18 protein-coding genes are annotated in these 22775 nt (G+C 64.5%); 7 read left to right on the top strand and 11 right to left on the bottom strand.

What is annotated here, in order from left to right; translation table 11 throughout:
* Positions 1-103: 103 nt before the first annotated feature.
* Positions 104-2740 (bottom strand): DNA translocase FtsK, encoded by a 2637-nt coding sequence (locus tag ACJH6I_RS00660; RefSeq protein ID WP_133426058.1) that lies wholly within the window; start codon positions 2738-2740, stop codon positions 104-106.
* Between the two features lie 180 nt (positions 2741-2920).
* Here ACJH6I_RS00660 and ACJH6I_RS00655 point away from each other — a divergent pair, with 180 nt between their 5' ends.
* From ACJH6I_RS00655 to ACJH6I_RS00645, 3 genes are read left to right on the top strand one after another with little or no spacing between them, the layout of a single operon-like run.
* Positions 2921-3241, top strand: a complete 321-nt coding sequence (locus ACJH6I_RS00655; protein ID WP_406783577.1) for a putative quinol monooxygenase — start codon at positions 2921-2923, stop codon at positions 3239-3241.
* Between the two features lie 2 nt (positions 3242-3243).
* Positions 3244-4071, top strand: a complete 828-nt coding sequence (locus ACJH6I_RS00650; protein ID WP_060999744.1) for a mycofactocin-coupled SDR family oxidoreductase — start codon at positions 3244-3246, stop codon at positions 4069-4071.
* Position 4072: 1 nt separating this feature from the next.
* Entirely contained in the window at positions 4073-4945 is an 873-nt protein-coding gene (locus ACJH6I_RS00645; protein ID WP_406783576.1) for an SAM-dependent methyltransferase, read from the top strand.
* On the opposite strand, the gene ACJH6I_RS00640 is transcribed toward ACJH6I_RS00645, so the two are convergent.
* From ACJH6I_RS00640 to ACJH6I_RS00630, 3 genes are all read right to left on the bottom strand, one after another.
* Positions 4942-6621 carry a ribonuclease J gene (locus ACJH6I_RS00640; RefSeq protein WP_060999738.1) on the bottom strand — a complete coding sequence of 560 codons (1680 nt, stop codon included), beginning with the start codon at positions 6619-6621 and terminating at the stop codon, positions 4942-4944. The two genes, ACJH6I_RS00645 and ACJH6I_RS00640, sit on opposite strands and share 4 nt — an antisense overlap.
* Positions 6618-7520, bottom strand: coding sequence for a 4-hydroxy-tetrahydrodipicolinate synthase (gene dapA / locus ACJH6I_RS00635; protein ID WP_406783575.1), 903 nt, complete (start codon positions 7518-7520; stop codon positions 6618-6620). Before dapA ends, ACJH6I_RS00640 begins: the two co-directional genes overlap by 4 nt.
* Positions 7521-7601: 81 nt before the next feature.
* A complete protein-coding gene (locus tag ACJH6I_RS00630; protein ID WP_406783574.1) occupies positions 7602-8369 on the bottom strand; it encodes a FadR/GntR family transcriptional regulator in 768 nt (255 codons plus the stop codon).
* Positions 8370-8457: 88 nt separating this feature from the next.
* On the opposite strand from ACJH6I_RS00630, the gene ACJH6I_RS00625 reads away from it, so the two are divergent.
* The 4 genes from ACJH6I_RS00625 to ACJH6I_RS00610 all read left to right on the top strand — a co-directional run bounded on the left by ACJH6I_RS00625 (position 8458) and on the right by ACJH6I_RS00610 (position 11840).
* A complete protein-coding gene (locus tag ACJH6I_RS00625) occupies positions 8458-9387 on the top strand; it encodes a proline iminopeptidase-family hydrolase (RefSeq protein ID WP_406783573.1) in 930 nt (309 codons plus the stop codon).
* 29 nt (positions 9388-9416) lie between these two features.
* Positions 9417-10823, top strand: coding sequence for an APC family permease (locus ACJH6I_RS00620; protein ID WP_406783572.1), 1407 nt, complete (start codon positions 9417-9419; stop codon positions 10821-10823).
* Between the two features lie 22 nt (positions 10824-10845).
* On the top strand, positions 10846-11244 hold the full coding sequence (locus tag ACJH6I_RS00615) for a VOC family protein (RefSeq protein ID WP_406783571.1): 399 nt from the start codon (positions 10846-10848) through the stop codon (positions 11242-11244).
* A gap of 203 nt (positions 11245-11447) precedes the next feature.
* Positions 11448-11840: an Lsr2 family protein gene (locus ACJH6I_RS00610; RefSeq protein ID WP_406783570.1), complete on the top strand. Its 393-nt coding sequence runs from the start codon at positions 11448-11450 to the stop codon at positions 11838-11840.
* 114 nt (positions 11841-11954) lie between these two features.
* Here ACJH6I_RS00610 and ACJH6I_RS00605 read toward each other — a convergent pair whose 3' ends face one another.
* From ACJH6I_RS00605 to ACJH6I_RS00575, 7 genes are read right to left on the bottom strand one after another with little or no spacing between them, the layout of a single operon-like run.
* Positions 11955-12689 carry a hypothetical protein gene (locus tag ACJH6I_RS00605; protein WP_406783569.1) on the bottom strand — a complete coding sequence of 245 codons (735 nt, stop codon included), beginning with the start codon at positions 12687-12689 and terminating at the stop codon, positions 11955-11957.
* Between the two features lie 17 nt (positions 12690-12706).
* Positions 12707-15916: a type I restriction endonuclease subunit R gene (locus ACJH6I_RS00600; RefSeq protein ID WP_406783568.1), complete on the bottom strand. Its 3210-nt coding sequence runs from the start codon at positions 15914-15916 to the stop codon at positions 12707-12709.
* The gene (locus ACJH6I_RS00595) at positions 15913-16965 is read right to left on the bottom strand and encodes a YhcG family protein (RefSeq protein ID WP_406783567.1); all 1053 of its coding nucleotides are present in this window, start codon (positions 16963-16965) and stop codon (positions 15913-15915) included. The genes ACJH6I_RS00600 and ACJH6I_RS00595 overlap by 4 nt, the downstream gene beginning before the upstream one ends.
* Positions 16952-17959: a 5'-nucleotidase gene (locus tag ACJH6I_RS00590; RefSeq protein WP_406783566.1), complete on the bottom strand. Its 1008-nt coding sequence runs from the start codon at positions 17957-17959 to the stop codon at positions 16952-16954. Before ACJH6I_RS00590 ends, ACJH6I_RS00595 begins: the two co-directional genes overlap by 14 nt.
* Complete coding sequence (locus tag ACJH6I_RS00585; RefSeq protein WP_406783565.1) at positions 17960-19171, bottom strand: restriction endonuclease subunit S; 1212 nt, start codon at positions 19169-19171, stop codon at positions 17960-17962.
* Positions 19164-20774: a type I restriction-modification system subunit M gene (locus ACJH6I_RS00580; protein WP_406783564.1), complete on the bottom strand. Its 1611-nt coding sequence runs from the start codon at positions 20772-20774 to the stop codon at positions 19164-19166. The genes ACJH6I_RS00585 and ACJH6I_RS00580 overlap by 8 nt, the downstream gene beginning before the upstream one ends.
* Positions 20774-22651 carry a hypothetical protein gene (locus ACJH6I_RS00575; RefSeq protein WP_406783563.1) on the bottom strand — a complete coding sequence of 626 codons (1878 nt, stop codon included), beginning with the start codon at positions 22649-22651 and terminating at the stop codon, positions 20774-20776. Before ACJH6I_RS00575 ends, ACJH6I_RS00580 begins: the two co-directional genes overlap by 1 nt.
* Positions 22652-22775 lie beyond the last annotated feature (124 nt).

The following is a 22775-nucleotide window of genomic DNA, read 5'->3' as shown; positions in this document are numbered from 1 at the left end:
GCCTCCTTAGGAGTCCAGCCTCCCACAGTCAGCGCCGTCGGCGACCAATCGACGGTGTTATCCGCACCGCCGATCAGCCGGGGTGTGATGTCGGCAACACCGGTCAGAAGCCGGGGTCGTCGCCCATCGAACCGTTGGCGTCCGAGCCGCCCTGGATCAGCATCAGAGTGCCGGCGAGCTCATCGGGCTTGACCAGCACCTCACGGGCCTTGGAGCCCTCGGACGGTCCGACGATGCCGCGGGTCTCCATCAGGTCCATCAGGCGGCCGGCCTTGGCGAACCCGACCCTCAGCTTGCGCTGCAGCATCGAGGTCGACCCGAACTGGCTCGACACGACCAGCTCGACGGCCTGTAGGAAGACGTCCATGTCGTCGCCGATGTCGCTGTCGATCTCGCGCTTCTCGACGGTCTTGACCGTGACGCCGTCGATGAACTCGGGCTGCGCCTGCTGCTTGGTGAAGGCAACGACGGCCTGGATTTCGTCGTCGCTGACGAAGGCGCCCTGCACGCGGATGGGCTTGGGCGCCTCCGACGGCTGGAACAGGCCGTCACCCTTACCGGTGAGCTTCTCGGCGCCGATCTGGTCGAGGATGACGCGCGAGTTGGTCGCGTTGGTGACGCCGAATGCCATGCGGGACGGCACATTTGCCTTGATCAGACCGGTCACGACCGACACCACCGGCTGCTGGGTGGCCAGCACCAGGTGGATGCCCGCGGCGCGGGCCTTCTGGGTGATGCGGACGATGGCGTCTTCGACGTCGCGCGGCGCCTGCATCATCAGGTCGGCCAGCTCGTCGACGACGCACAGGATGTACGGGTAGGTCTTGTAGACCCGCTCGCTGCCCAGCGGCGCGGTGATCTCGCCCGAGCGCACCTTCTTGTTGAAGTCGTCGATGTGCCGGACACCGCTGGCGCTCATGTCCTGGTAGCGCTGCTCCATCTCCTCGACCAGCCACGCCAGCGCGGCGGCGGCCTTCTTCGGGTCGATGATCACGGGCGTGATGAGGTGCGGAATGCCTTGGTACGGCGGGAATTCCACCATCTTCGGGTCGACCAGGATCATCCGGACCTCGTCGGGCGTGGCGCGCTGCAGCAGCGACACCAGCATCGAGTTGATGAAGCTCGACTTACCCGAACCGGTGGAGCCGGCCACCAGGAGGTGCGGCATCTTGGCCAGGTTGTAGCTGATGAAGTGGCCTTCGACGTCCTTGCCGATGCCGAACACCATCGGGTGGTGGTCCTTGCGGGTGCTCGGCGCGTTCAGCACGTCCTTGAGCCGCACCATCTCGCGGTCGCTGTTCGGCACCTCGACACCGACCAGAGACTTACCGGGGATCGGCGCGAGGAGGCGGATGTGCTCGTTGGCCACCGCGTAGGCGAGGTTGCGCTGCAGCTGGGTGAACCGCTCGACGCGGACGCCCGGCCCGAGCTCGATCTCGTACCGGGTGACGGTCGGGCCGCGCTGGAAGCCGACGACCGTGGCGTCGACCTTGAACTGCTCCATGACCTCGGAGATGGCCGACATGATGCGGTCGTTGTCGCGGCCTACACGCTTCGGCGGGTCACCGTCGGACAGCAGGTCCAGCGGCGGCAGCGTGTAGTCGCCCTCGATGACGCGGTCCAGCGACAAGCCGTCGTCCTGCGCCTTTTCCAGGGCCTTGGCCTTGGTGGGCACCGGGTCCGCGACGTTCTGGGCCTTGCGGCGGCGCGCCGGCTTGGCGGCCGGCTCGGGCGCGGTCGGCGCTTCGTCGGCGGCGGGCTCGACGGGGTAGTTGTCCATCGGCGTGCGGCCCAGCGGGCGTGTCATGGCCGCGGTGGTCTGGTCCGAGCCGGGCCAGGCCTCGGGTTCGTCACGCGAGTAGGTCGGGTCGTCGTAGTAGCCGTCCGAGAAATCGTCGGCGAAGTCGTCCACGAAACCGGCCGACGCGTCGTCGTAGTCCGCGTCGTGCTCGCCGCGCAGGCGGCCGGAGACCATATAGCGCAAGGTGTCCGGCAGTTCCCGGATGGTCGTGCCGGTGACGAGCAGCAGGCCGAACAGCACGCCCATGATGAGCAGCGGCGTGGCGATCCAGACGGTCAGCCCGTCCGAGAGCGGCCCGCCGATGACGAAGCCAACGAAGCCGGCGGCGCCGCGGCGCTCCCCCGGCTCGGTGGGCGCGCCGGCCCAGATGTGCCACAGGCCCAGAACGGGCAGACCGATCATGGCGGCGCCGAGGATCAGCCGGGGCCGCGCGTCGGGGTTCGGATGGGTGCGCATCAGCGTGACGGCCAGTGCGAGCAGCAGCACCGGCAGCACCACGACCGCGGCGCCGATGACGGTGCGGACGCCGTAGTCGATCCAGGCGCCGACCGGGCGCGCCGCGCCGAACCAGGAGCTCGCGGCGATGAGGAAGGCGACGCCGAGCAGTGCCAGCGCGATGCCGTCACGGCGGTGTCCGGGCTCGAGTTCGCGGGCCCGGCCGACGCTGCGGGCGGTGGTTCCGGCGCCCTTCGCGAGCATCAGCCAGCCGGCGCGGGCGCCACGACCCACCGCGGCGCCGGCGGTGGCGACCGGAGATGGATGCGGCGCGGGTTTGCGGGCCGGCTTGCGGGCGGGCGATTTCGGGGCCGGCGGACGTGCCGGCCGGCCCGACTTTGCACTGCCTGACTTCGATGAACGCGCCCCCGAACCGGCTGCGCCACGATTCGCCGACCCGGCCTTGGCCCGGTTAGCTGAGCTCGTTGCGGTTTTACTCGCCATGGCTGCCAGCCTAGTCGCAATCACCCCATCTGCACCATCTGCCACACAAGTAACGCTTAGGTCACGACCAGGTCCGCATATCTGCTGGTCACGCAGCAGTGGGAGCCACGTCACACGCGCCGCGCGGGCCGGTCTAACGTGGACACCTGTCTAGGTCAGCTAGCTATCGAGGAGTTCTTCATGCCCGTCGTTGTCGTCGCCACCATGAAAGCCAAGCCGGAGTCCGTCGACCTGGTCCGCGCCGCGTGCGTCGAGGCCGTCGACGCCGTCCACGGCGAGCCGGGCTGTCAGCTCTACTCGCTGCACGAGGCCGACGGCGGCACGTTCGTGTTCGTCGAGCAGTGGGCCGACGCCGATGCCATCAAGACCCACAGCACCGCCCCGGCCATCGGCAAGCTGTTCGGCGCCATCGGCGAGCACCTCGACGGCGCGCCCGACATCAAGATGCTCGCGCCCGTGGTCGCCGGCGATCCGACCAAGGGCCAGCTGCGGGGGCAGTAGCCATGGGTGAGCTGAGCGGCAAGGTCGCCTTCATCACCGGCGCGGCGCGTGGCCAGGGCCGCGCGCACGCGGTGAAGCTGTCTTCGATGGGCGCCGACATCATCGCCGTCGACCTGTGCGACCAGATCGCGTCGGTCCCCTACCCCATGGCCACGCCCGACGATCTGGCCGCGACGGTGAAGCTGGTCCAGGACAACGGCGCACGGATCATCGCCGGCCAGGCCGACGTCCGTGACCGCGATGCCCTCAAGACCGCGCTCAAGGCCGGCGTCGAGGAACTCGGCGGACGGTTGGACATCGTCATCGCCAACGCCGGGATCGCGCCGATGGCCGGTGAAGACGCCTGGCAGGACGTCATCGACGTCAACCTGACGGGCGTCTACAACACGCTGGACGTGGCGATGCGGCCGATGGTCAAGGCCGGCAACGGTGGATCGATCGTGCTGATCAGCTCGGTGGCCGGACTGGTCGGGCTGGCCTCACCGATGGCCGGGTCGGTGGGCTATGCCGCCGCCAAGCACGGCATGGTGGGACTGATGCGGGTTTACGCGAATCTGCTTGCGTCGCAGAACATCCGGGTCAACTCGATCCATCCGGCCGGGGTCGACACCCCGATGATCGACAACGAGTTCACCCGGAAGTGGTTGAGTCAGTTGACCTCCGACTCCGAAGCGGCCAAATCGGCGCCGAACATGACCAACGCGCTGCCCGTGCAGGTGCTCGAGGCCGAGGACATCGCCAACACCGTGGCGTGGCTGGTGTCGGACGCCGGGCGGTACATCACCGGCGTGACCCTGCCGGTGGACGCCGGCTTCGTCAACAAGCGCTGACATGGCCCGCAACGCCGCGGCGCAGACGGCTTTCGGGCCGATGGTGCTCGCCGCGATCGAGCAGCACGAGCCGCCGGGTCGTCGTCTGGTCGACGACGACCTTGCGGCTTCGTTCCTGCCGCCGGGCCTTCGCGCACTGATCGCGGCCACCCGGTGGTCGCCGGTCCGCAACGCCATGATCGCCGCGTCGGACCGGTCGGCGCCCGGCATGTGGGCCGGCATCTTGTGCCGCAAGCGCTACGCCGACGAGAACCTGATGGCGGCGCTCGAGGACATCGACGCCGTGGTGATACTCGGCGCCGGCCTCGACACCCGGGGCTGCCGGCTGGCGCGCCGCAGCGCCATCCCGGTGTTCGAGGTGGACCAACCGCTCAACACCGAGCGCAAACGCGCTGTGCTGAACCGGGTCTTCGGCACTCCCCCGCGGTCCGTCCACCTGGTCGCCGTCGACTTCGAGCGCGACGATCTCATGGCCACCCTCGCCGCTGCCGGGTACCGCCGCGAGGCCCGCACGTTCTTCATCTGGGAGGGCGTCACGCAATACCTGACCGCCGAAGCGGTCGATGCCACGCTCGCGCAACTACGCTCCGCGCCGGCGGGCAGCCGACTCGACTTCACCTACGTGCAGCGCGATTTCATCGACGGCGTCGACATCGCCGCCGCGCCATCGCTGTACCGCCGGTTCCGCGAGCGCAGCGAGGTCTGGAAGTACGGACTCCGACCAGACGAGATCGACCGGTTCCTGGACGGTTACGGCTGGCGACTGCTCGACCAGTTGGGGCCGGACCAGGCGCGTGACCGCTATGTGCGCCCGACCGGCCGGGCACTGCCGACCTCGAGTCTCGAGTGGTCGGCGCAGGCCCGGAAGATTTAGACCTCGAGGACGGTCGGCACGATCATCGGCTGGCGCCGGTAGGTCTCGCCGACCCATTTGCCGACGGCCCGACGGACCGCCTGGGCGATGCGTGCGGGGTCGGTGACCTGCTCGGCGACAAGGGTTTCCAGTGCCGTCTGCGCTTTCTCGGCGGCCGGCTCGAGAGCCTTGGGGTCCTCGGAGAAGCCCCGCGAGTGCAGGTGCACCGGGGCAACGGGCTTGCCGGTCTCGCGGCTGATCACGACGGTGACCGCGATGAAACCCGAAGCCAGCGTGAGCCGTTCGCCCAGCGTGGCGTCCCCGACGTCACCCAGCACCAGACCGTCGACGAACACCTTGCCGACCGGCACGGCGCCGGCGATCCGGGCCTGGCCATTGATCAGGTCGACGCTGACGCCGTTCTCGGCGAGGACGACGTTCTCCTCCGGCACGCCGGTGCGGATCGCGAGTTTGGCGTTGGCGCGCAGGTGCCGCCAGGTGCCGTGCACCGGCATGACGTTGCGCGGCCGCACCCCGCGGTACAGGAACAGCAGCTCGCCGGCGTAGGCGTGGCCCGAAACATGCACGCGCACTTGCTGATTGGTCACGACGCGGGCGCCGATCTTGGCCAGCGAGTCGATCACGCCGTAGACGGCTTCCTCGTTGCCGGGGATCAGCGAGCTGGACAGGATGATCAGGTCGCCGGCCGTCAGCGTGATGCTGCGGTGCTCACCGCGCGACATCCGGGACAACGCCGCCATGGGCTCACCCTGCGTGCCCGTGGTGATGAGCACGACCCGGTCGGCCGGCAGCAATTCGGCCGCGCCGATGTCGACGACGTCATCGTCGTGGACGTTGAGGAAGCCGAGTTCCTTGGCGATCCCCATGTTGCGGACCATCGAGCGGCCGACAAAGGACACCTTGCGACCCAGCGCCACGGCGGCGTCGATGATCTGCTGAACCCGGTCGACGTTCGAGGCGAAGCACGCCACGATGACGCGGCCGTCCGCGCCGCGGATCAGCCGGTGCAGGTTCGGTCCGACCTCGCTCTCGGACGGGCTGACCCCCGGAATCTCGGCGTTGGTCGAGTCGCACAGGAACAGGTCGACGCCCTGTTCGCCGAGCCGGGACATGCCGGGCAGGTCGGTGGGCCGGCCGTCCGGCGGCAGCTGATCGAGCTTGATGTCACCGGTGTGCAGCACGGTGCCGGCACCGGTGTGCACGGCGATGGCGAGGGCGTCGGGAATCGAGTGGTTGACCGCGAAGTACTCGCATTCGAACACCCCGTGGGTGCTGCGCTGCCCCTCGGCGACGATCTGCATGTTCGGCTTGAGCCGGTGCTCACGGCACTTGGCGGCCACCAGGGCCAGCGTGAACCGCGAGCCCACCACGGGGATGTCCGGCCGCATCTTGAGCAGATACGGAATGGCGCCGATGTGGTCCTCGTGCGCGTGGGTGATCACCAGCGCCTCGATGTCGGCCAGCCGGTCCTCGATGTGCCGGATGTCCGGCAGGATCAGGTCGACGGCGGGCTCGTCGTGCGTCGGGAACAACACGCCGCAGTCGATGATGAGCAGCCGGCCGAGATGCTCGAAAACCGTCATGTTGCGGCCGATTTCGCTAATGCCGCCCAGGGCCGTCACACGCAGACCGCCCGGCTCCAACGGGCCGGGCGGTGCGAAGTCGGGTCTGGTCACGCAAGCACCGATGCCGCACGGAGGTCCGCTTCGAGCGCCGTGAGCTGTTCGGCACTGGCGGGCACCTGGGGCAATCGCGGGTCACCGACCTCGATACCCAATAACCGCAGCCCTTCCTTGCTCATGGTGACGCCGCCGAGCCGGTTCTGCGCGTTGCTCAACGAGCTGAGCCCCAGGTGAATCTTGCGGGCGGTGGCGATGTCACCGGAGTTGAACGCCGACAGCAGGGCGCGCAGCTCCGCAGCGGCCACGTGGCCCCAGACGCTGATGAATCCGGTGGCACCCATCGCCAGCCACGGCAGGTTGAGCGCGTCGTCACCCGAGTAGTAGGCCAATCCGGTCTCGGCCATCATCTGCGCGCCACCGTTGAGATCGCCCTTGGCGTCCTTGACGGCGACGATGTTCGGGTGCCGCGCCAAGGTGCGAATGGTGTCCCACTCGATCGGGATCGACGACCGCGGCGGGATGTCGTAGAGGATCACCGGCAGCTCGGTGGCATCGGCGACGGCCGTGAAGTGCGCGAGCAGACCGGCCTGCGGCGGCCGCGAGTAATACGGCGTGACGACGAGCAGACCGTGCGCGCCGGCGGCGGCGCAGGCCTTCGCCAGGTGGACGCTGTGTGCGGTGTCGTAGCTGCCGGCGCCGGCGATGATGCGGGCGCGGTCGCCGACGGCCTCGAGGACCGCGCCGATCAGCGCGACCTTCTCGTCGTCGGTGGTGGTCGGCGACTCACCGGTGGTGCCGGACAGGACCAGGCCGTCACACCCGGAGTCGACGAGATGTACGGCGAGCTTCTTGGCGGTGGCCAGGTCTATCGAGCCGTCCGGGCCGAACGGCGTCACCATGGCAGTCAGCACGGTGCCCACACGTGCGCTGACATCAATTCCGCTGGTGCTCACGGGCGACAAGGTTACCCGCTGGTTCCACCCACTTTTGCACCGCCGCCCACTCCCGGCCGCGTGCGGTGCCGGGCGGAGCGTTCAGTCGATGAGCATGCCGGCACGCCGCATCGCCGCCGTGATGTTCTCGAAGTCGATGGCCACATGGGCCCGCGCCAACGCCTCGGCGGCATCCCCGTCGCCTTCGGCGATGGCTTCGACGAGTGTTGTGTGCTCGCCGAGTGCCCGCTGTTCCATTGCCCGCATCGTCACCGGCTCGCCCCAGACGTGCGCGGGTGCGCCGATACTGACCGACGCTTCCATTTCCAGCAGCACCTGCTTGAGGACGGAGTTGTGGGCGGACTCCATGATCGCCAGGTGCAGAGCGCTGTCCGCCTGCTGCGCGGCCAGTCCACTATCGGCCAGGCGGTAGTCCTCCAGCCGCTGCCGCAGGGCGCTGATATCGGCGTCGGTGCGAGATTCGGCGGCGGCGCGGCTGATCGCACCGTGCATACGGCAGATCGCGTCGCACCGGTCCCGAATCTCGTCGACGCGCATCCGCAGCGTGCGGACCACCGCGTCGGTGGACGAGTCCGGCCACTGCTGCAACACGTACGACCCACCACCGCGGCCCCGGCGCGTCTCCACCAGCCCGCGGTCCACCAGCCGCGCGAGCGCCGCGCGCACCGTCATCCGGCCGACACGTAACGACGCGGCCAATTCGCGTTCGGCGGGAAGCCGGGCCTGGGGCAGGTATTCGCCGATGGCGATGGCAGTCACCAGCCGGTCGGTGATCTCGTCGACGCGGGAGGACGATTCGAGCTCCCGATCCAGTAGGCCGGGAGCGTCCACACCATGCAGATGTGTCATCGCCGGCTCCCTTCCTTCGCCACACAGAGTATCGGCACCGATTGTTAAATCTCGATTAATGGTCTTGTAGCGAGACCATTATTGGCACATGCTGACCGTCATGCCGACGACCAGCCACCGGGTGCCGTTCCGCGAATACGAGACCTGGGTCCAGATCACCACCCCCGAAGCACCGAATCCGGCGGCGCTCCCGCTGTTCGTCCTGCACGGCGGGCCGGGCATGGCGCACAACTACGTGCGCAACATCGGCGAGCTGGCCGACGAAACCGGCCGCACCGTCATCCACTACGACCAACTCGGCTGCGGCAACAGCACCCATCTTCCCGACGCGCCCGCCGGATTCTGGACGCCCGCGCTGTTCGTCGAGGAGTTCCACACCGTTCGCGCCGCGCTGGGCATCGACGAATATCACCTGCTGGGTCAGTCCTGGGGCGGCATGCTGGGCGCGGAGATCGCGGTGCGCCGCCCCGCCGGACTGAAGTCGCTCGCCATCTGCAACTCCCCCGCGTCGATGGAACTCTGGATGGCCGGCTGCGCCGAGCTGCGCACCCAGCTACCGCCCGACATCGGCGCCGCGCTGACCCGGCACGAGGAAGCGGGGACGGTCGACGATCCCGAGTACCTCGCCGCCACCGACGAGTTCTACGCGCGCCACCTGTGCCGCGTCGTCCCCATGCCGCAGGACCTGGTCGACACCATCGCGCAGATGGAGGCGGAGCCGACGGTCTATCACACGATGAACGGGCCCAACGAGTTTCACGTCATGGGCACGTTGCGCGACTGGAGCATCATCGACCGGCTGCCCGAGATCACCGCGCCGACACTGGTGATCGCCGGCGAATTCGACGAGGCCACACCGACGGCCTGGCAGCCGTACGTCGACAACATCGCCGGTGCGGTCAGCCAGGTGTTTCCCGGCACCAGTCACTGCTCACACCTCGAGAAGCCCGCAGAATTCCGCGCCGTCGTCGCCGCGTTCCTCGCCAACCACGATCCGGCCACCGACGCCCTGGTCTGAATCCATCCGCTCTATCCGATAGGACTGCCATGGCAACCACCACCCGCCCCACCACCGGCGAAGGCCAACGCGACCTCGAATCATTCGGCTACACACAGGAACTCAATCGTTCCGTGTCCACGGTCGACCTCATCGTCTACGGCCTGGTGTTCATGGTGCCGATCGCGCCGTGGACCATCTTCGGCGTCGTGTACAACAGCGCCGGCGGCATGGTGCCCCTGGTATATCTCATCGGCCTGATCGCGATGGTGTTCACCGCGACGGCGTACGCGCAGATGGCCAAGTCGTTTCCCCTTGCGGGATCGGTGTTCTCGTATGTCGGCCGCGGAATCCATTCCAGCGCGGGCTTTTTCGCCGGATGGGCGATTCTTCTGGACTACCTGCTGATCCCGACGCTGCTGTACGTTCTGGCTGCCGAGTCGATGATCGGATTGTTCCCCGGAACGCCGCGATGGCTGTGGGCACTGGTGTTCGTCGTGGTCAACACCGTGATCAACCTGCTCGGCGTCGACTCACTGAAGATGGCCAACCGGTTGTTCCTGGTTCTCGAACTGGTCTTCCTCGCGATCTTCGTGGTCATCGCGGTGCGGGCCATCAACGGCGATTCGCTACCGAATGTGCACTGGAGCACCACGCCGCTGTGGAACCCCGAGACCGTCAGCGCTCCGCTGATCGCCGCCGCCCTCTCGATCGCTGTCCTGAGTTTCCTTGGTTTCGATGGCATTTCGACACTCGCCGAGGAATCCACCGGCACCCGTAATCCGGCCGGCAGGGCGATGGTCGGCGCGTTGTTCATCGTCGCGTTCCTGTTCATCGGCCAGACCTGGTTGGCCAGCCTGTTGGCCGGCGGCCGGGCATCGTTCAGCGACGACGAAGCAGGCAACGCGTTCTTCAAACTCGTCGAGGCGGCGTCGAGCACGGGGTGGATGAACGCGTTCTTCGTCGTCAACGTGCTCGCCGTGGGATTCGCCAACGCCATGGCCGCGCAGGCGGCGACCAGCCGACTGCTGTTCTCGATGAGCCGCGACCGCCAACTGCCGGCTTTCCTGTCCCGCGTCAGTTCGCGCAAGGTGCCGTACGCCGCGATCCTGTTGGTGAGCGCGATCAGCGTGGTGCTCGTGCTGTTCTTCGTCGGCCAGATCGCGCTCATCTCGTCACTGGTGAACTTCGGCGCCCTGTTTGCCTTCTGCCTGCTGCACGTATCGGTGGTCTGGTACTACCTGGGCCGAATGAAGTCGCGGAACTACCTGCTGCATCTGGTGGTGCCGACACTGGGCTTCCTCATCATCGGCTACGTGCTGTTCAACGCCGACGCCCTGGCCAAGATCGGCGGCATCGTGTGGCTGGCTATCGGCACGGTGGTGTTCATCGTCAACAAGCTGCGCGGCCGCGGTGTGCCTGAGCTCGGCGAGCCGTCGCACGAGGTGACCGGTTAGCGTTCGGCGTTAAAGTCGGATCATGTTGGGCCACCTCGGGGTGAACGTTCCCGATCTCGCGGTTGCGAAGAATTACTACGACGAATTCATGCCGTTGGTAGGTTTTGAACCATTCATCGCCTCCGCCGACGAGTTCGCCTTTCGTCCGGCCGGCGGCAAACCTGGCACCTTCGTGTTTTTCTATCCGTCCGCCGAGGCCGGCGATCACTCGCGACACCGTACCGGGCTGCAACACCTCGCTTTTATGGTCAAGACGCGGTCCGCCGTCGAGCGGGTCCATCAGTTCGTGCAGCGAACCGGCGGCGAGGTGCTGCACACACCACAGTCGTTCCCGCAATATCCGCCACCCTACTTCGCCACGTTCTGGCTGGACCCGTTCGGCATCATGCTGGAAGCGGTCTGCCACCACGATGCGGAGTGATTGGGTCCGCCTATGGACGCGCACCGAATCAGCTTGGGGCCGTGGCAATTACCACTTATCGGACAATTTGATCTTCAGCCGGATTGGCGCACAGAAAAGAACTCGAACGGCGCCGGACTACCGGTGATCAAGACACCGGGATGCCGTCCTTATTTTTAGTCGATACACTCTCGGCCGAACACCCCCGATAAAGGAGATCATTCGTGGCCGAACGCATTGTCGTCCAGCTTGTTGACGATATTAACGGCACTGAACTCACCGATGACACCGGTGAGCGCATTAACTTCTCGGTACGTGGGGTTGATTACCAGATCGATCTTTCTGCTGCGAACGTGGCGAAGTTCGAGAAGGCGCTTGCACCGTATCTGGACGCCGCGACCCGCGTCGGCGGCCGTCGCACCCGGACCCAGAAGGTCGCCGAGCCGACCACCCGGGCCGCCAAGGCCGGCACGTCGCGCCGCCGCGGCAAGAAGGCCGCGTCCTCGAAGGAGCAGCTCGCTGCCATCCGAGAGTGGGCGCAGGAGAACGGCTACGACGTCGCCGCCCGCGGTCGCATCAAGGCGGACATCGTCGAGGCGTACCACGCCGCGAACTAGCCGCGCGGTTCCCGGCTGACGTCAACTGCGCACGGCAGCGCTGGCGCTGTCGCCCGCCTGCCGGCGTCAGCCCCCACTCGGGATTGTCAGCGCTACAGCGGTGAAACTGCCGCATTACCAGTGCCAGTCACGGCCCGGTGGACCAATCAAAACTTCCCGCGGATCTTGGGCGGTTGTCGCGATCTCGTACCCTTGCTCAACGTGTACTTCGGTACTGTGCTCACGGCCATCGTCGTCGAATGCGATTGCGTTGATCCGCAGCGTCGTGGTCCACTTCCATTGCGCCATCTGGTCGATGACTGTTCGCACTGAATCCTGGCATTGCGAGCAATCTTCGTCGCCGTCCACTTCGACATGCTCGTCACAGGGCTCGAATTCGGTCTGATACACGATGCCCGGATCCCACAGGTTTGCAGTCGGCGGCCACTCCAGCTCGTACCACTGCCCCGGCTCGACACCCAGAACGCGGATCGCCTCTTCAAGCGCCGCTTTCTTGTCGGCAGCTGACCAGTTCAGCTCAGGTGCGAGGGCCACATCTTCGATTGGGCCGGATCCTCGACAGTCCGCATGATTGATCACCGGTTCAGGCGAGTCCACGGTCGCACTTTCAGCCCTGTCGTACCAATGGATGGTGCTCAGCTCGCGGTGTTGAACCGATGCCGGATCGATCGGCTCGGTTACCTCCGCTTCCAGGTACGCCCACTTGTTCCAGCTTTCATGCACCAGCCGCCGCGGTAGTTTGCCGATCACCTCTTCGGCGAGGATACGATCCTCAGCGGCAGCAACTTTCGCCCTAAGGGCATCCAGATCGATGTCGACCCCATACCGTTCTCGTACAGTTGCAGCCACTCGTGACAGCCTGTCCGTCATGCCTCTGCCCCCTCGTCCACGCCCCGCGCCCGCTCCGCATATGTCGGCGCAAGCACCTCCATCTGCTCCATCACCAGCTTGATCGCCGCCGGTTGCTTGTCTGGCGGGTACTTGTACTTCACGAGCAGGCGCTTGATGGACGATCGGAGTTTGGCCCGAACGTCGTCACGGACCGTCCAGTCTGTCTTGGTGTCGCGCTGCATCACCGCCACCAATTCGCGCGCGATCTCCGCCAGGACATCTTCGCCCTGGAACTCGACGGCGGATTCGTTCTGAGCAACGGCGTCGTAGAACGCCAGCTCGTCGTGCGACAGCGGCGGCGAGAACCGCTGTCCACGATTACCTTCGGCTGCGACTTCACGTGCCATTGCGATCAGCTCGGCGATGACTTCGGCCGACGTCAGTTGCTGATTCGTATACCTGCGCATCAGTTCGGCGATGCGATCAGAGAACGCGCGCTGGCGCACCACGTTGCCCTTGGTGGATCGCGTCGCTTCCTCGGTGAGCACTGCACGCAGCGCCTCGATCGCCAGATGCGGATTGGTCGCCGACTTGGCTCGGGTCTCAAAGTCAGCATCCAACTCGTCGAGCGACGGCTTCGGGAGACCGGCCGCCTGGTAGATATCGACGATCTCCCCAGACGCGGTCGAACCCGCAACAAGCGTCGACAGCATGCGTTTGATGTCCTCGGGAATCGGCTTGCCCTCGGACTGCCGAAGCTGGGCATCGAACTTCGCGAGGTAGATCCGCACCTCTTCGTAGAACCGGACCGTCTGGCGCAGCTTGTCCAGAGTCTCATTGCCCGCACAGAGTGCCCACGCCCGTGCCAGCTGGTTGGCCAGCATCCGGTACCGATCACGCAAACTTGGGTCGCCTTCAGACACCTGGTTACCCGGCGTCGCCGGGTCGCTCAGGTAGTTGGTGAGGGCGGTCGCGGCCTTCATCCAGCCGGTTGTCGAAGACGCGGCGGTGATCCGCCGCCAGTCGAATCCGGCGCATAGCTCGTCGATCTGTCCGATGAGCTGCTCGGTGAGAACCACCGCTTCGTCGACGTTCTTGCCGACAGGTTTTTCCTTCTGGTCGTCTACGGTGTACTCGGCCAGAGCTGCGTTGAGGTTCTCGACGAGTGGTGCGTAGGCGACCAGCATGCCGTCCCGTTTTCCGCGGAACGTGCGATTGACGCGGGCGAGCGTCTGCATCAGCAACGCGCCTTTGAGCGGCCGATCCAGGTAGAGCGTATGCAGCGGTGGTGCATCGAATCCGGTGAGCATCATGTCTTTGACGATGACCAGATGCAGTTCATCGTCAGGGTCCCGGAGCCGCCGCTGGATGGTCTTATTCTGGGCTTCGCGTCGCACATGCTTGGCCACCAGACCTTGGTCCTGCGCGGTACCCGAGTAGACGACCTTGATGACCCCCTTGTCGATCGCATCGTCTGCCCACGTTGGTCGCAGCGCCACGATCTCCTCGTACAGGCGCGCGCAGATCTCCCGGGTGGCACCGACGATGAGCGCTTTACCGGGGCTCGAGATGAACTTCTGCATCTCGGTAGACCGAACGTCCCAGTGCGCCACGATGTCCGACGCGAGCGCAGCGAGCCGTTGGGGGGCGCCGTAGACCGCGTTGATGACTGCCACCGATTTCTCAATCTGCGCCCGTTCGACGTCGTCGAGCCCAAGTGTCGCCTCGTCGGCCGCCCGGTCGAGATCGTCCTCGGTCACATCGTCGGCGAAACCGACCTTGATCAGTCGCGGCTCGAAGTAAACGGGAACTGTCGCACCGTCTTTCACCGCGCGGGTCAGGTCGTAGACGTCTATGCACTCACCGAAGACATCCGTAGTGTTGCGATCGGAGAACGAGATTGGAGTGCCGGTGAACGCGATGTAGACGGCGTTCGGCAGTGCATCACGGATGTGACGGGCATACCCGTCGAGTTGGTCGTAGTGGCTGCGGTGCGCCTCGTCGACCATGACGACGATGTTGCGACGATCAGACAGCAGCGGGTGTTCGCTACCGGCGGTCCGCTCGGCCTTCGTCAGGTCGAACTTCTGCAAGGTGGTGAAGTAGATGCCGCCGGTGGTGCGGTTGCCCAGTTCGTCACGTAGTTCAGAACGCGACGTGATCTTGACCGGTGATTCACGCAGCAGCTGAGAACGGTTGAAGGTTTCGAACAGCTGGCTGTCGAGTTCTTTGCGGTCGGTGACGACGATGACGGTCGGGTTCTTCAGCTTCGGTTGCAGCGCGACGAGGTGTGCGTACAGCTCCATCTCCATGGACTTTCCGGAGCCCTGGGTATGCCAGACGACGCCGGCCTTGCCGTTGCTCTCGAACGCCTGGACGGTGGTGCCGATGGCCTTGGTGACGGCGAAATACTGGTGCGGCTTGGCAATTCGCTTGGTCAGCCCGTCCGCCGTGGCGTCGAACGCGGTGAAGTTCCGCAACAACTGCAGGAAACGTTCGGGGTTGAACAACCCCTCGATCAGGTACTCGAGTTCGGTGCCGCCGTGTTCGTCGTCGAGGGCGACGCCGGACTTGACCGGCTTGCCATCGTCGTCGACGTTCCACGGGGCGAAGTGCTCGAGGGCGGTGAACGGAGTCCCGTACCGTGCGGTGATGCCGTCACTGATGACGTTGAACGCCGCGAAGCGGAAGGCCATCGGGAATTCACGCAGGTAGGTCTGGAACTGGCTGTGCGCGGCGGCCAGATCAGCATGCTTGGACCCGGCCTGCTTGAGTTCGAAGAACACCAGCGGTAGCCCGTTGACGAAAAGGACGACGTCGAAGCGACGCTCGTGTTCCGCGGTGCGCACCGTCACCTGTTGTACTGCAAGCAGTTCGTTGTCTTCAGGACGGTGTCCGACCAGGCGGATGGTCGGATTCTGCTCCAAGCCATCGGCGTCGATATAGCTGACGCCGCGGTAGCCATCCACGATGTAGTCGTGAAGGCGGTGATTCTCCTGCATCGGGTCTTGCGACGCCGGCTGCGTGATGGCCGCTAGCGCCTGCTCCAGATACTCGAACGGAACCCCCGGATTCAGTGTCCGCATGCGCGACAGCGTTCGGCCTTTGAGCACGAGGTCATCCCAGACATCACGACCGTCGTCGGTTCCCGGAGCGACCTGATTGCCCTTGAGCGGCAACCACTCTTGCCGACCGAGGGCCTCCAGTGCGAGCTGCTCCCAATCGGCTTCGCTGAACATGCTCATGGTTCTCCGTCCTCGGCCAGCTCGGCTTCGAGTTGTTCGATGCTCGGCAAGCCCGCTTCGAGTTCGGTGGGCAGGCTTTCGGCGATCGCGGTCTTCCACTCGGCGACGCCGATCGGCAATGTATAGCCGCGCAGGGCATATTCGGCCACCACATTGTTCTTGCTCTTGCAGAGCAGCAGGCCGATGGTGGGCTTGTCGTCGCCATTCCTGAACGTATCGTCGATGGCTGCCATATAGGTGCCGAGCTGCCCGATGTAGCCGGGCTCGAAGTCTCCGACCTTCAATTCGATGACGACGTAGCACCGCAGCCGCAGATGGTAGAAGAGCAGGTCCAGGTAGAAGTCCGCGTCACCGACTTCGAGGTGCACTTGGCGCCCAACGAACGCGAACCCCTGACCGAGTTCGAGCAGGAACTTCTCAACGTGAGCAGTCAGCGCATGTTCGAGGTCTCGCTCCCGGCGGATGTCTGCGTTGCCGACGAAGTCAAAGAGGTACGGATCCCGCGTCGACTGCTGAGCCAGATCCGAGTCGGCCGGCGGCAAGGTATTCGCGAAGTTGGTGACGGCCTTGCCTGCACGCCGGTGCAATTGTCCTTCGATCTGGTGCACCAGGACATCGCGGCTCCAGCCCTGGTCGATGGCACGCTCGCCGTACCATATGCGCTGGTCCGGGGCATCGAGCTTGTCCAGCAGTGCGACGTGGTGATACCACGGCAATTGTGCAAGCGTGCCTTGCACAATTGCAGGGTCGGGCCAGGCTGCGGCGAAGGCACGCATGTACTTGAGATTCCGGGCAGAGAAACCCTTCGTGTCGGGGAAGCGCTCGCGGAGATCGGCAGAGAGACGATCGATGACGCGGGCTCCCCAGCCTTCGGCGCTCTGCCGCGCCAGAATTTCGCGGCCGACAGACCAATACGTGGCGATAACTTCGGTGTTCGCCACGGCGACGGCCCGGCGGCGGCCGGTGCTGACGCGGTCCGAGACCGCGGTCAGGAACTCCGGGTACCAATCCGGAATCAGGGCCGACCGTCGACCGTCACCCGCTGGCATCGGCCATCTCCGGTACTAGTGCATCGCCCGATGGCGGAAACGCGATATCGGTGTTCGCCGCCGAATTCACGGCGTTGGCGACGCCGTAAGGAATGTGGACGCCGGCGATGTACTCGTTCGCCCCATCGATGTGCACTTGCTGATCGTCGAAGAAGATATGTGGCCGAAGCACACTGAGTACCTTCGACTTTGCGATGCCACCGAGGAAGAACGCGTCGTTGACGTTGACACCCCATTCGTTCATGGAGTGAACCGGGCGTTCGTGAGCGGGTGCGTTTCGCGCAGTGATCAACGAGATCCGCAATCTGGGAATGTAGGACGGATCGTCCGCGCTGCGAACCTCTTCGAGCGTTTGGATGCGGTTCAGATCCGACAGAAGTGGCTTCAGTAGACCTGGATCCAGCGCCACATGGCTGTTCTGATCCTCGTGCTCGAAATACTCATCGATCACTTCGGCTTCCCGGTACACCAGCTCCGAATGATCATCTGCCAGAACACCATCGAAATCGAACGCCACGCGAAGCGAGGGGTCGCTCTCGTCATAGGTCGCGGACGAAGGCAACACATGGCCCGCTGGAAATCCCGCCTTGATCGCCGCATCGACGTCGTCCCGGTTCCCACTGAGGAACAACGACATCTCGAACGCCTCGATGTAGCCGTGGGGAGATTGACCTTGCGTGAAGACCGACCGGGTGATGTCCAGCCCATGAGCCCTAACCGACCGCATCACCCGCAGCCCGGTCATCGGATCGTTGTGCGACAGGATGATCACTTCGACCAGTGGGTTGCCCGGGCGAAGGTCGTTGAGATTAAGCAGTCGCTGGATGAACGGGAACGCAACGCCTGGCGCGAGAGTGTCGTCGATCCGCTCATCTTGGTAGATCCGGTACTTGGCTTCGCCGTGCTCTTTGAAGTACGCACCGGACTCTGAGAGATCGAAGAGTGCACTGGAGGCGACGCCCACTACGAGGCGATCGTGGAGGTCGTAAGGCATCTAAACCACCTCCTCAACAAGCGATTCCGCGCCTTTGACCGAGAGCTTGCCTGCCATCAAGAGTGGCAGAAGTTGGTCGCGAGCCGAAGCAAGGCTCGCCGATTCCCTCTCGGCCTGAAGCGTCAAGTCATGCAAAGATTTCAGCTGCCCGGCGATCGAGCGTTGATCCTCAATCGACGGCAAAGCAACCTCCCAATCACCCATCTTCGCGAGTCCGATTCTGGGAACAGTGGCGCCGTGGATAGTGTGCATTGAGATCGTGCGCTGGAAGCCAGGACTCAGGTAGAAGTGCAGCAAGAAATGTGGGTCGACCCGGTCCAGATTTGGCCTCAAGAGTGCCATCCGACGGCCCAGGCACGCCCGAATATCGCCTGGCATTAGAGCCGCTTCGCCTAGCCTGGTCTCGTATGAGAAGAGCAGATCATTCTCTAGGGGCGTAACTCTTCTTGTCCACTTCGTGAAATCCTCTTCGGAAAGACGATCCGATTCAGCCAGGTCAAGCCTGCCTGATTTCAGGCTCGAGATATTCAGAAAGTATGGCCCGTTGCCGTCGCCACGTGTTGGAGTCGCGTGCGGTCCGTCATAAATTTGGCCCAAGTCGCGCACTACCGTCGGTGTCCCGGTCGCTGAACGACGCATGAGACCCAGCGCTATTTGTGCCGCTAGGCCGAATGCTGCAGTGCTGATACGGCCATTCGCCGCGATCGTGTCGTCTAGGCTGCCCAAAACTGCAGATATGGCTTGCTGTTCTGGGTAATCTGGAGCATGAATGACCAATCCTCGGAGCGCCGACTGCCGGATTCCGCTAACCGTTGAGCCTGTCGATAATCCTTGCATCGCAGCCTGCAATTGCGATGTTTGTAGTGCGTAGAACAGGAATCCTGAATCTAGAATTCCGTCTTTGCCCCGCAACCCGAATATCCGCTGGCCGAGCACAAGAGGCCGATCACTCGTGACGCGAGCTACCCGCCCAAGTGGCGCCTCGGAGGTCAATAACACGTCACCGTGCCTCACGGAAACCGGCATCCATTTCCGTGCAATGGATTCGCTGACGTACCGCGCGTCATCGAGATTCAGACACCCGTCTTTAACCATGATTGCCGAAACAACAGGAACCCCGTCTTCGGTGAATGTCGATCCAAGCTTGAGCGGCGTCTTTCCACGGTGATCGATCAGTTCTTCCAGCGCGTCGCCGAGTGACAGTTCAACCATGGATCCGCTCCAACTGCTGCCGAACCACCTTCTCCAACCGCGCCGACTCATCAAAGGCCGCAAGCAGTTCCGACTTCAGCCGGGCGATCTTTTCCTCAATCGGCTCGCCGTCGTCGTCAACTTCGGCAGCACCGACGTACCGACCAGGCGTCAGCGCATAATCAGCATCCTTGATCTCCGCCAACGACGCCGATCTACAGAATCCCGGAACATCCTCGTAGACAACACCTTTGGCGGCTGCCGAAGCAGAACCGCGCCACGCATGGAAGGTGTCGCCGATCGTCACGATGTCGTCATTCGATAGCGAACGCTCGGCACGGTCGACCATGTCTCCCATCTCACGGGCGTCGATAAACAGCACCTGCCCGGTGCGGTCGACCGATCCCTGCTTTCCGACTGCCTTGTCCTTAGCGAAGAACCAGACACACACTGGGATTCCAGTACTTCGGAACAGTTGCGTCGGTAGTGCAATCATGCAGGACACGAGGTCAGCTTCGACGATCTGCGCCCGGATCTGACCTTCACCATTGGAATTCGATGCCATCGACCCGTTGGCCATGACAACGCCGGCTTTACCACCGGGCGCCAACTTGTAGAGAATGTGTTGAATCCAGGCGTAGTTGGCGTTGTTGGTCGGCGGTACACCGTAGCGCCAGCGGGGATCCTCCTCGTTGCGCGACCAGTCCTTGATGTTGAACGGCGGGTTGGCCAGGACGTAGTCCATCTGCGTTTCTGCGTGCTGATCGCGGGCGAAGGTGTCGCCCCAGCGCGCGCCGAGGCCCTTATTGTCGATGCCGTGGATCGCCAGGTTCATCTTGGCCATGCGCCAGGTCTCCTCGATGGACTCCTGGCCATACACCGCAATATCTTTCGGGTCGCCATCGTGTTCGTAGATGAAGCGGTCCGTCTGCACGAACATGCCACCCGAACCACAGCACGGGTCGTACACGCGGCCTTTCGACGGCTCCAACACTTCGACCAATACCCGCACCACACTGGGTGGTGTGAAGAACTCTCCACCTCGCTTGCCTTCCGCGCGGGCGAAGTTCCCGAGGAAGTACTCGTACACCTCCCCCATGAGATCACGTGCGCGACCGTCACCCTGACGAGTGAAGCGCGCGCTGTTGAACAGATCGATCAGCTCACCGAGCCGGCGCTGATCGATGTTGTCCTTGTTGTAAATACGCGGCAGCGTCCCGCCCAGCGTCGGGTTGGCCTTCATCACCGCATCCATGGCCTCGTCGATCAGCTGACCAATGGTCTTGGTGTCACCGCCCTTCGCGTTCTCGGCCAGAAACGTCCACTGCGCGGTCGGCGGCACCACGAACACGCCGTAGCCCTGATATTCCTCAGGGTCATCGATCAGGTCGTCGATCTGATCTGCTTCCATGCCGTCGGCCACAAGCTCAGCCCGAATCGCTTCGCGCCGTTCGTCATACGCGTCCGAGACGTACTTCAGGAACACCAAGCCCAGGATCACGTCCTTGTACTGACTCGCGGACAGCGACCCACGGAGCTTGTCCGCGGCCTTCCACAGCGTGTCCTTCAGTTCCTTCATGGTCGACGGCGCCTTGGGCTCGTCCGCCTTCTTGCGGGGTGGCATCAGCTTCCTCTCTGCGGCGCAACTGCACCGACGGTTATGGGTGCGGCGTCAAGGGTCAACGCTCCCGCTGCGACGCCGTCAATCAAGGCTGTGGTCAAATCTTTTGCAGCGGAGACCCTCCGACGAAGTTCGCCCTCGAAAGCATCCACCTCGGCCAATGCCGCTTCGAGCCGTTGCGCTTCTACCGCGGCCATCACCGGGACCGCCCAGCTCTGCCACTCCGATGGCACCGCGGGCAGTCGGTTGATCGCGGCGGCCAACAACCGAGGTCCGATCTCCGCGGTCGCCTCAAGTCGCAAGATCCGGGCCGGGGACGCCACCATCGATCCACCGCGCACGTCCACCCAGGCCTGCGGCCGTGGGTGCTCCACGAAGACAACATCGCCCGGATTGGTGCGGAGCGAACGCGGATATCGCCGCTCGGCGTCGACCGGATCAAAGCGGGCAGCCCCCGACACCGGCTCCGGCAACACGGCGACCGTGCCATCTGGATCGGCGAACGCGAGATCGATCCTGTTGCCCCGCTTGAGAATCAGCTTTCCGTCGGCCTTCAGCTGACCGAGTGATCTCTGCGCGACCTGAAGACGTCCCGGGGACGGCTGCACGAGAACATCCAACGGGTCCAGCGGCGCGCTGGTCATCAGCGTCGCGGCGTGAACCGCCTCCACATGATTCCCGGTGTTGAGCAGCCTGATCCGCGGTGGTTGCACACCGCGTGGAACGAGAGCGCCACCGGCCAAAATCGTCGACACGTCGCCGAGACGGCCGTAACGGAATGCCCTACCTGATTCACCCGACAACGCCGCCGCAACGTCGGCAGCCACATCGTCGTTCGCAATAGTGTCGGCAGCGCACAGATCTCCCACCACAGGGCGCTGCCGACGAGCGTCGCCCAGACAAACCCAGAGTGCCAAGCTCTGTCGATGCGCCTCACGCCAGTAGCCGCGCGGAAGCCGAAGTGCGGCAACCACATTCTCGATACGAAGCACACTTGCCCGCCTGCCCTGCAGCGGCCCGGTCAAGTCGTCGGCGAGGATTGACGCCGGCCCGACGACGATCGCGATATGACCTGCATCCAGATCGAGCACCACATCATCCACCGCATCGAGGACATCGGCTGGCTCTCGGCCAATGACTGACGTGAACGAGAACATCGTCGGCTGTGACGGTTCACCCAATTGCACACCGCGAATGAGAGCACGACGTGCAATTCCCCGCTCGGTCGTCATGATGGCGGTAGCAGCTTCGCCGGCGACATCGAGGGACAACTCGGTGCCGTCCACACTCAGCGCCACACTGTCCCCGCCGAGATACACGACACACGCGCTGACCACACTGGCGATCAAATCCGTTGCAGCGGAAGTCAAATTCCGCGCGGCCTCCCTGCGGCCGAGCCGCCCCACCTCTGCCCGCTGCAGGGCGTCGGCAGCGCCGAAAGATGCCGCCAGCAGTTGGTCGGTGTAGTCGAGGACCGCATCGGTGGCATGCAGGTGACTAAGTTCGCGCAGCAAGATGTGATCGTCGGGGTCACATTCGGCGCCGCGGCGCACCCGGTAGGCGTGCGAGGTGCCGGCCAGATCTTCACCGGTAAGGACATGCCACGCCAACAACGTCACGACGTCTTCGAGCCCAGCCTCGCTGGGCGCCGCGATTGTCGGAGCGTCATCCGCAACGTCCGGATTGTTACCCCGGCCGGTCCGCTTGAGGTACTCAACGACGTCGGTGGCGTCGAACCGCTCTTGCCCATCAACCCGCTCGACGGCTGTCGGAAAGGGGTGCGACACGCCGCGGACAAGCGGCCGGTTTCGCCATGTGCTGACAACCGCACGGCGTACCTTGGCGAGATCGGCCATGTCTTGCAACGTCATGGTGGGCATGTCCACCTCCTTAAGGCCGCTTAGCTTCAGCTCAACGTAAGCCTAGCTCAACCTGTGGTCAACGATAATCACTGATAAGCCCACTTATCACTCTTAATGGTTGAGTAGACACCTCGTTAGCGGC

The organism is Mycobacterium sp. SMC-13 (assembly GCF_045311035.1).
In the GTDB taxonomy this organism is placed as follows: Bacteria; Actinomycetota; Actinomycetes; order Mycobacteriales; family Mycobacteriaceae; genus Mycobacterium.
The sequence above is the reverse complement of the archived record's forward strand: the minus strand, read 5'-3'. Positions and strand labels throughout refer to the sequence as shown.

What these genes read in the sequence shown, in the direction of transcription:
- ACJH6I_RS00595 (WP_406783567.1), bottom strand. Translation starts at nt 16,965, where the DNA reads ATGCCAGCGGGTGACGGTCGACGGTCGGCCCTGATTCCGGATTGGTAC.
- ACJH6I_RS00600 (WP_406783568.1), bottom strand. Translation starts at nt 15,916, where the DNA reads ATGAGCATGTTCAGCGAAGCCGATTGGGAGCAGCTCGCACTGGAGGCC.
- ACJH6I_RS00620 (WP_406783572.1), top strand. Translation starts at nt 9,417, where the DNA reads ATGGCAACCACCACCCGCCCCACCACCGGCGAAGGCCAACGCGACCTC.
- ACJH6I_RS00655 (WP_406783577.1), top strand. Translation starts at nt 2,921, where the DNA reads ATGCCCGTCGTTGTCGTCGCCACCATGAAAGCCAAGCCGGAGTCCGTC.
- ACJH6I_RS00630 (WP_406783574.1), bottom strand. Translation starts at nt 8,369, where the DNA reads ATGACACATCTGCATGGTGTGGACGCTCCCGGCCTACTGGATCGGGAG.
- ACJH6I_RS00660 (WP_133426058.1), bottom strand. Translation starts at nt 2,740, where the DNA reads ATGGCGAGTAAAACCGCAACGAGCTCAGCTAACCGGGCCAAGGCCGGG.
- ACJH6I_RS00615 (WP_406783571.1), top strand. Translation starts at nt 10,846, where the DNA reads ATGTTGGGCCACCTCGGGGTGAACGTTCCCGATCTCGCGGTTGCGAAG.
- ACJH6I_RS00650 (WP_060999744.1), top strand. Translation starts at nt 3,244, where the DNA reads ATGGGTGAGCTGAGCGGCAAGGTCGCCTTCATCACCGGCGCGGCGCGT.
- ACJH6I_RS00645 (WP_406783576.1), top strand. Translation starts at nt 4,073, where the DNA reads ATGGCCCGCAACGCCGCGGCGCAGACGGCTTTCGGGCCGATGGTGCTC.
- ACJH6I_RS00625 (WP_406783573.1), top strand. Translation starts at nt 8,458, where the DNA reads ATGCTGACCGTCATGCCGACGACCAGCCACCGGGTGCCGTTCCGCGAA.
- ACJH6I_RS00575 (WP_406783563.1), bottom strand. Translation starts at nt 22,651, where the DNA reads ATGCCCACCATGACGTTGCAAGACATGGCCGATCTCGCCAAGGTACGC.
- ACJH6I_RS00590 (WP_406783566.1), bottom strand. Translation starts at nt 17,959, where the DNA reads ATGCCTTACGACCTCCACGATCGCCTCGTAGTGGGCGTCGCCTCCAGT.
- ACJH6I_RS00580 (WP_406783564.1), bottom strand. Translation starts at nt 20,774, where the DNA reads ATGCCACCCCGCAAGAAGGCGGACGAGCCCAAGGCGCCGTCGACCATG.
- ACJH6I_RS00585 (WP_406783565.1), bottom strand. Translation starts at nt 19,171, where the DNA reads ATGGTTGAACTGTCACTCGGCGACGCGCTGGAAGAACTGATCGATCAC.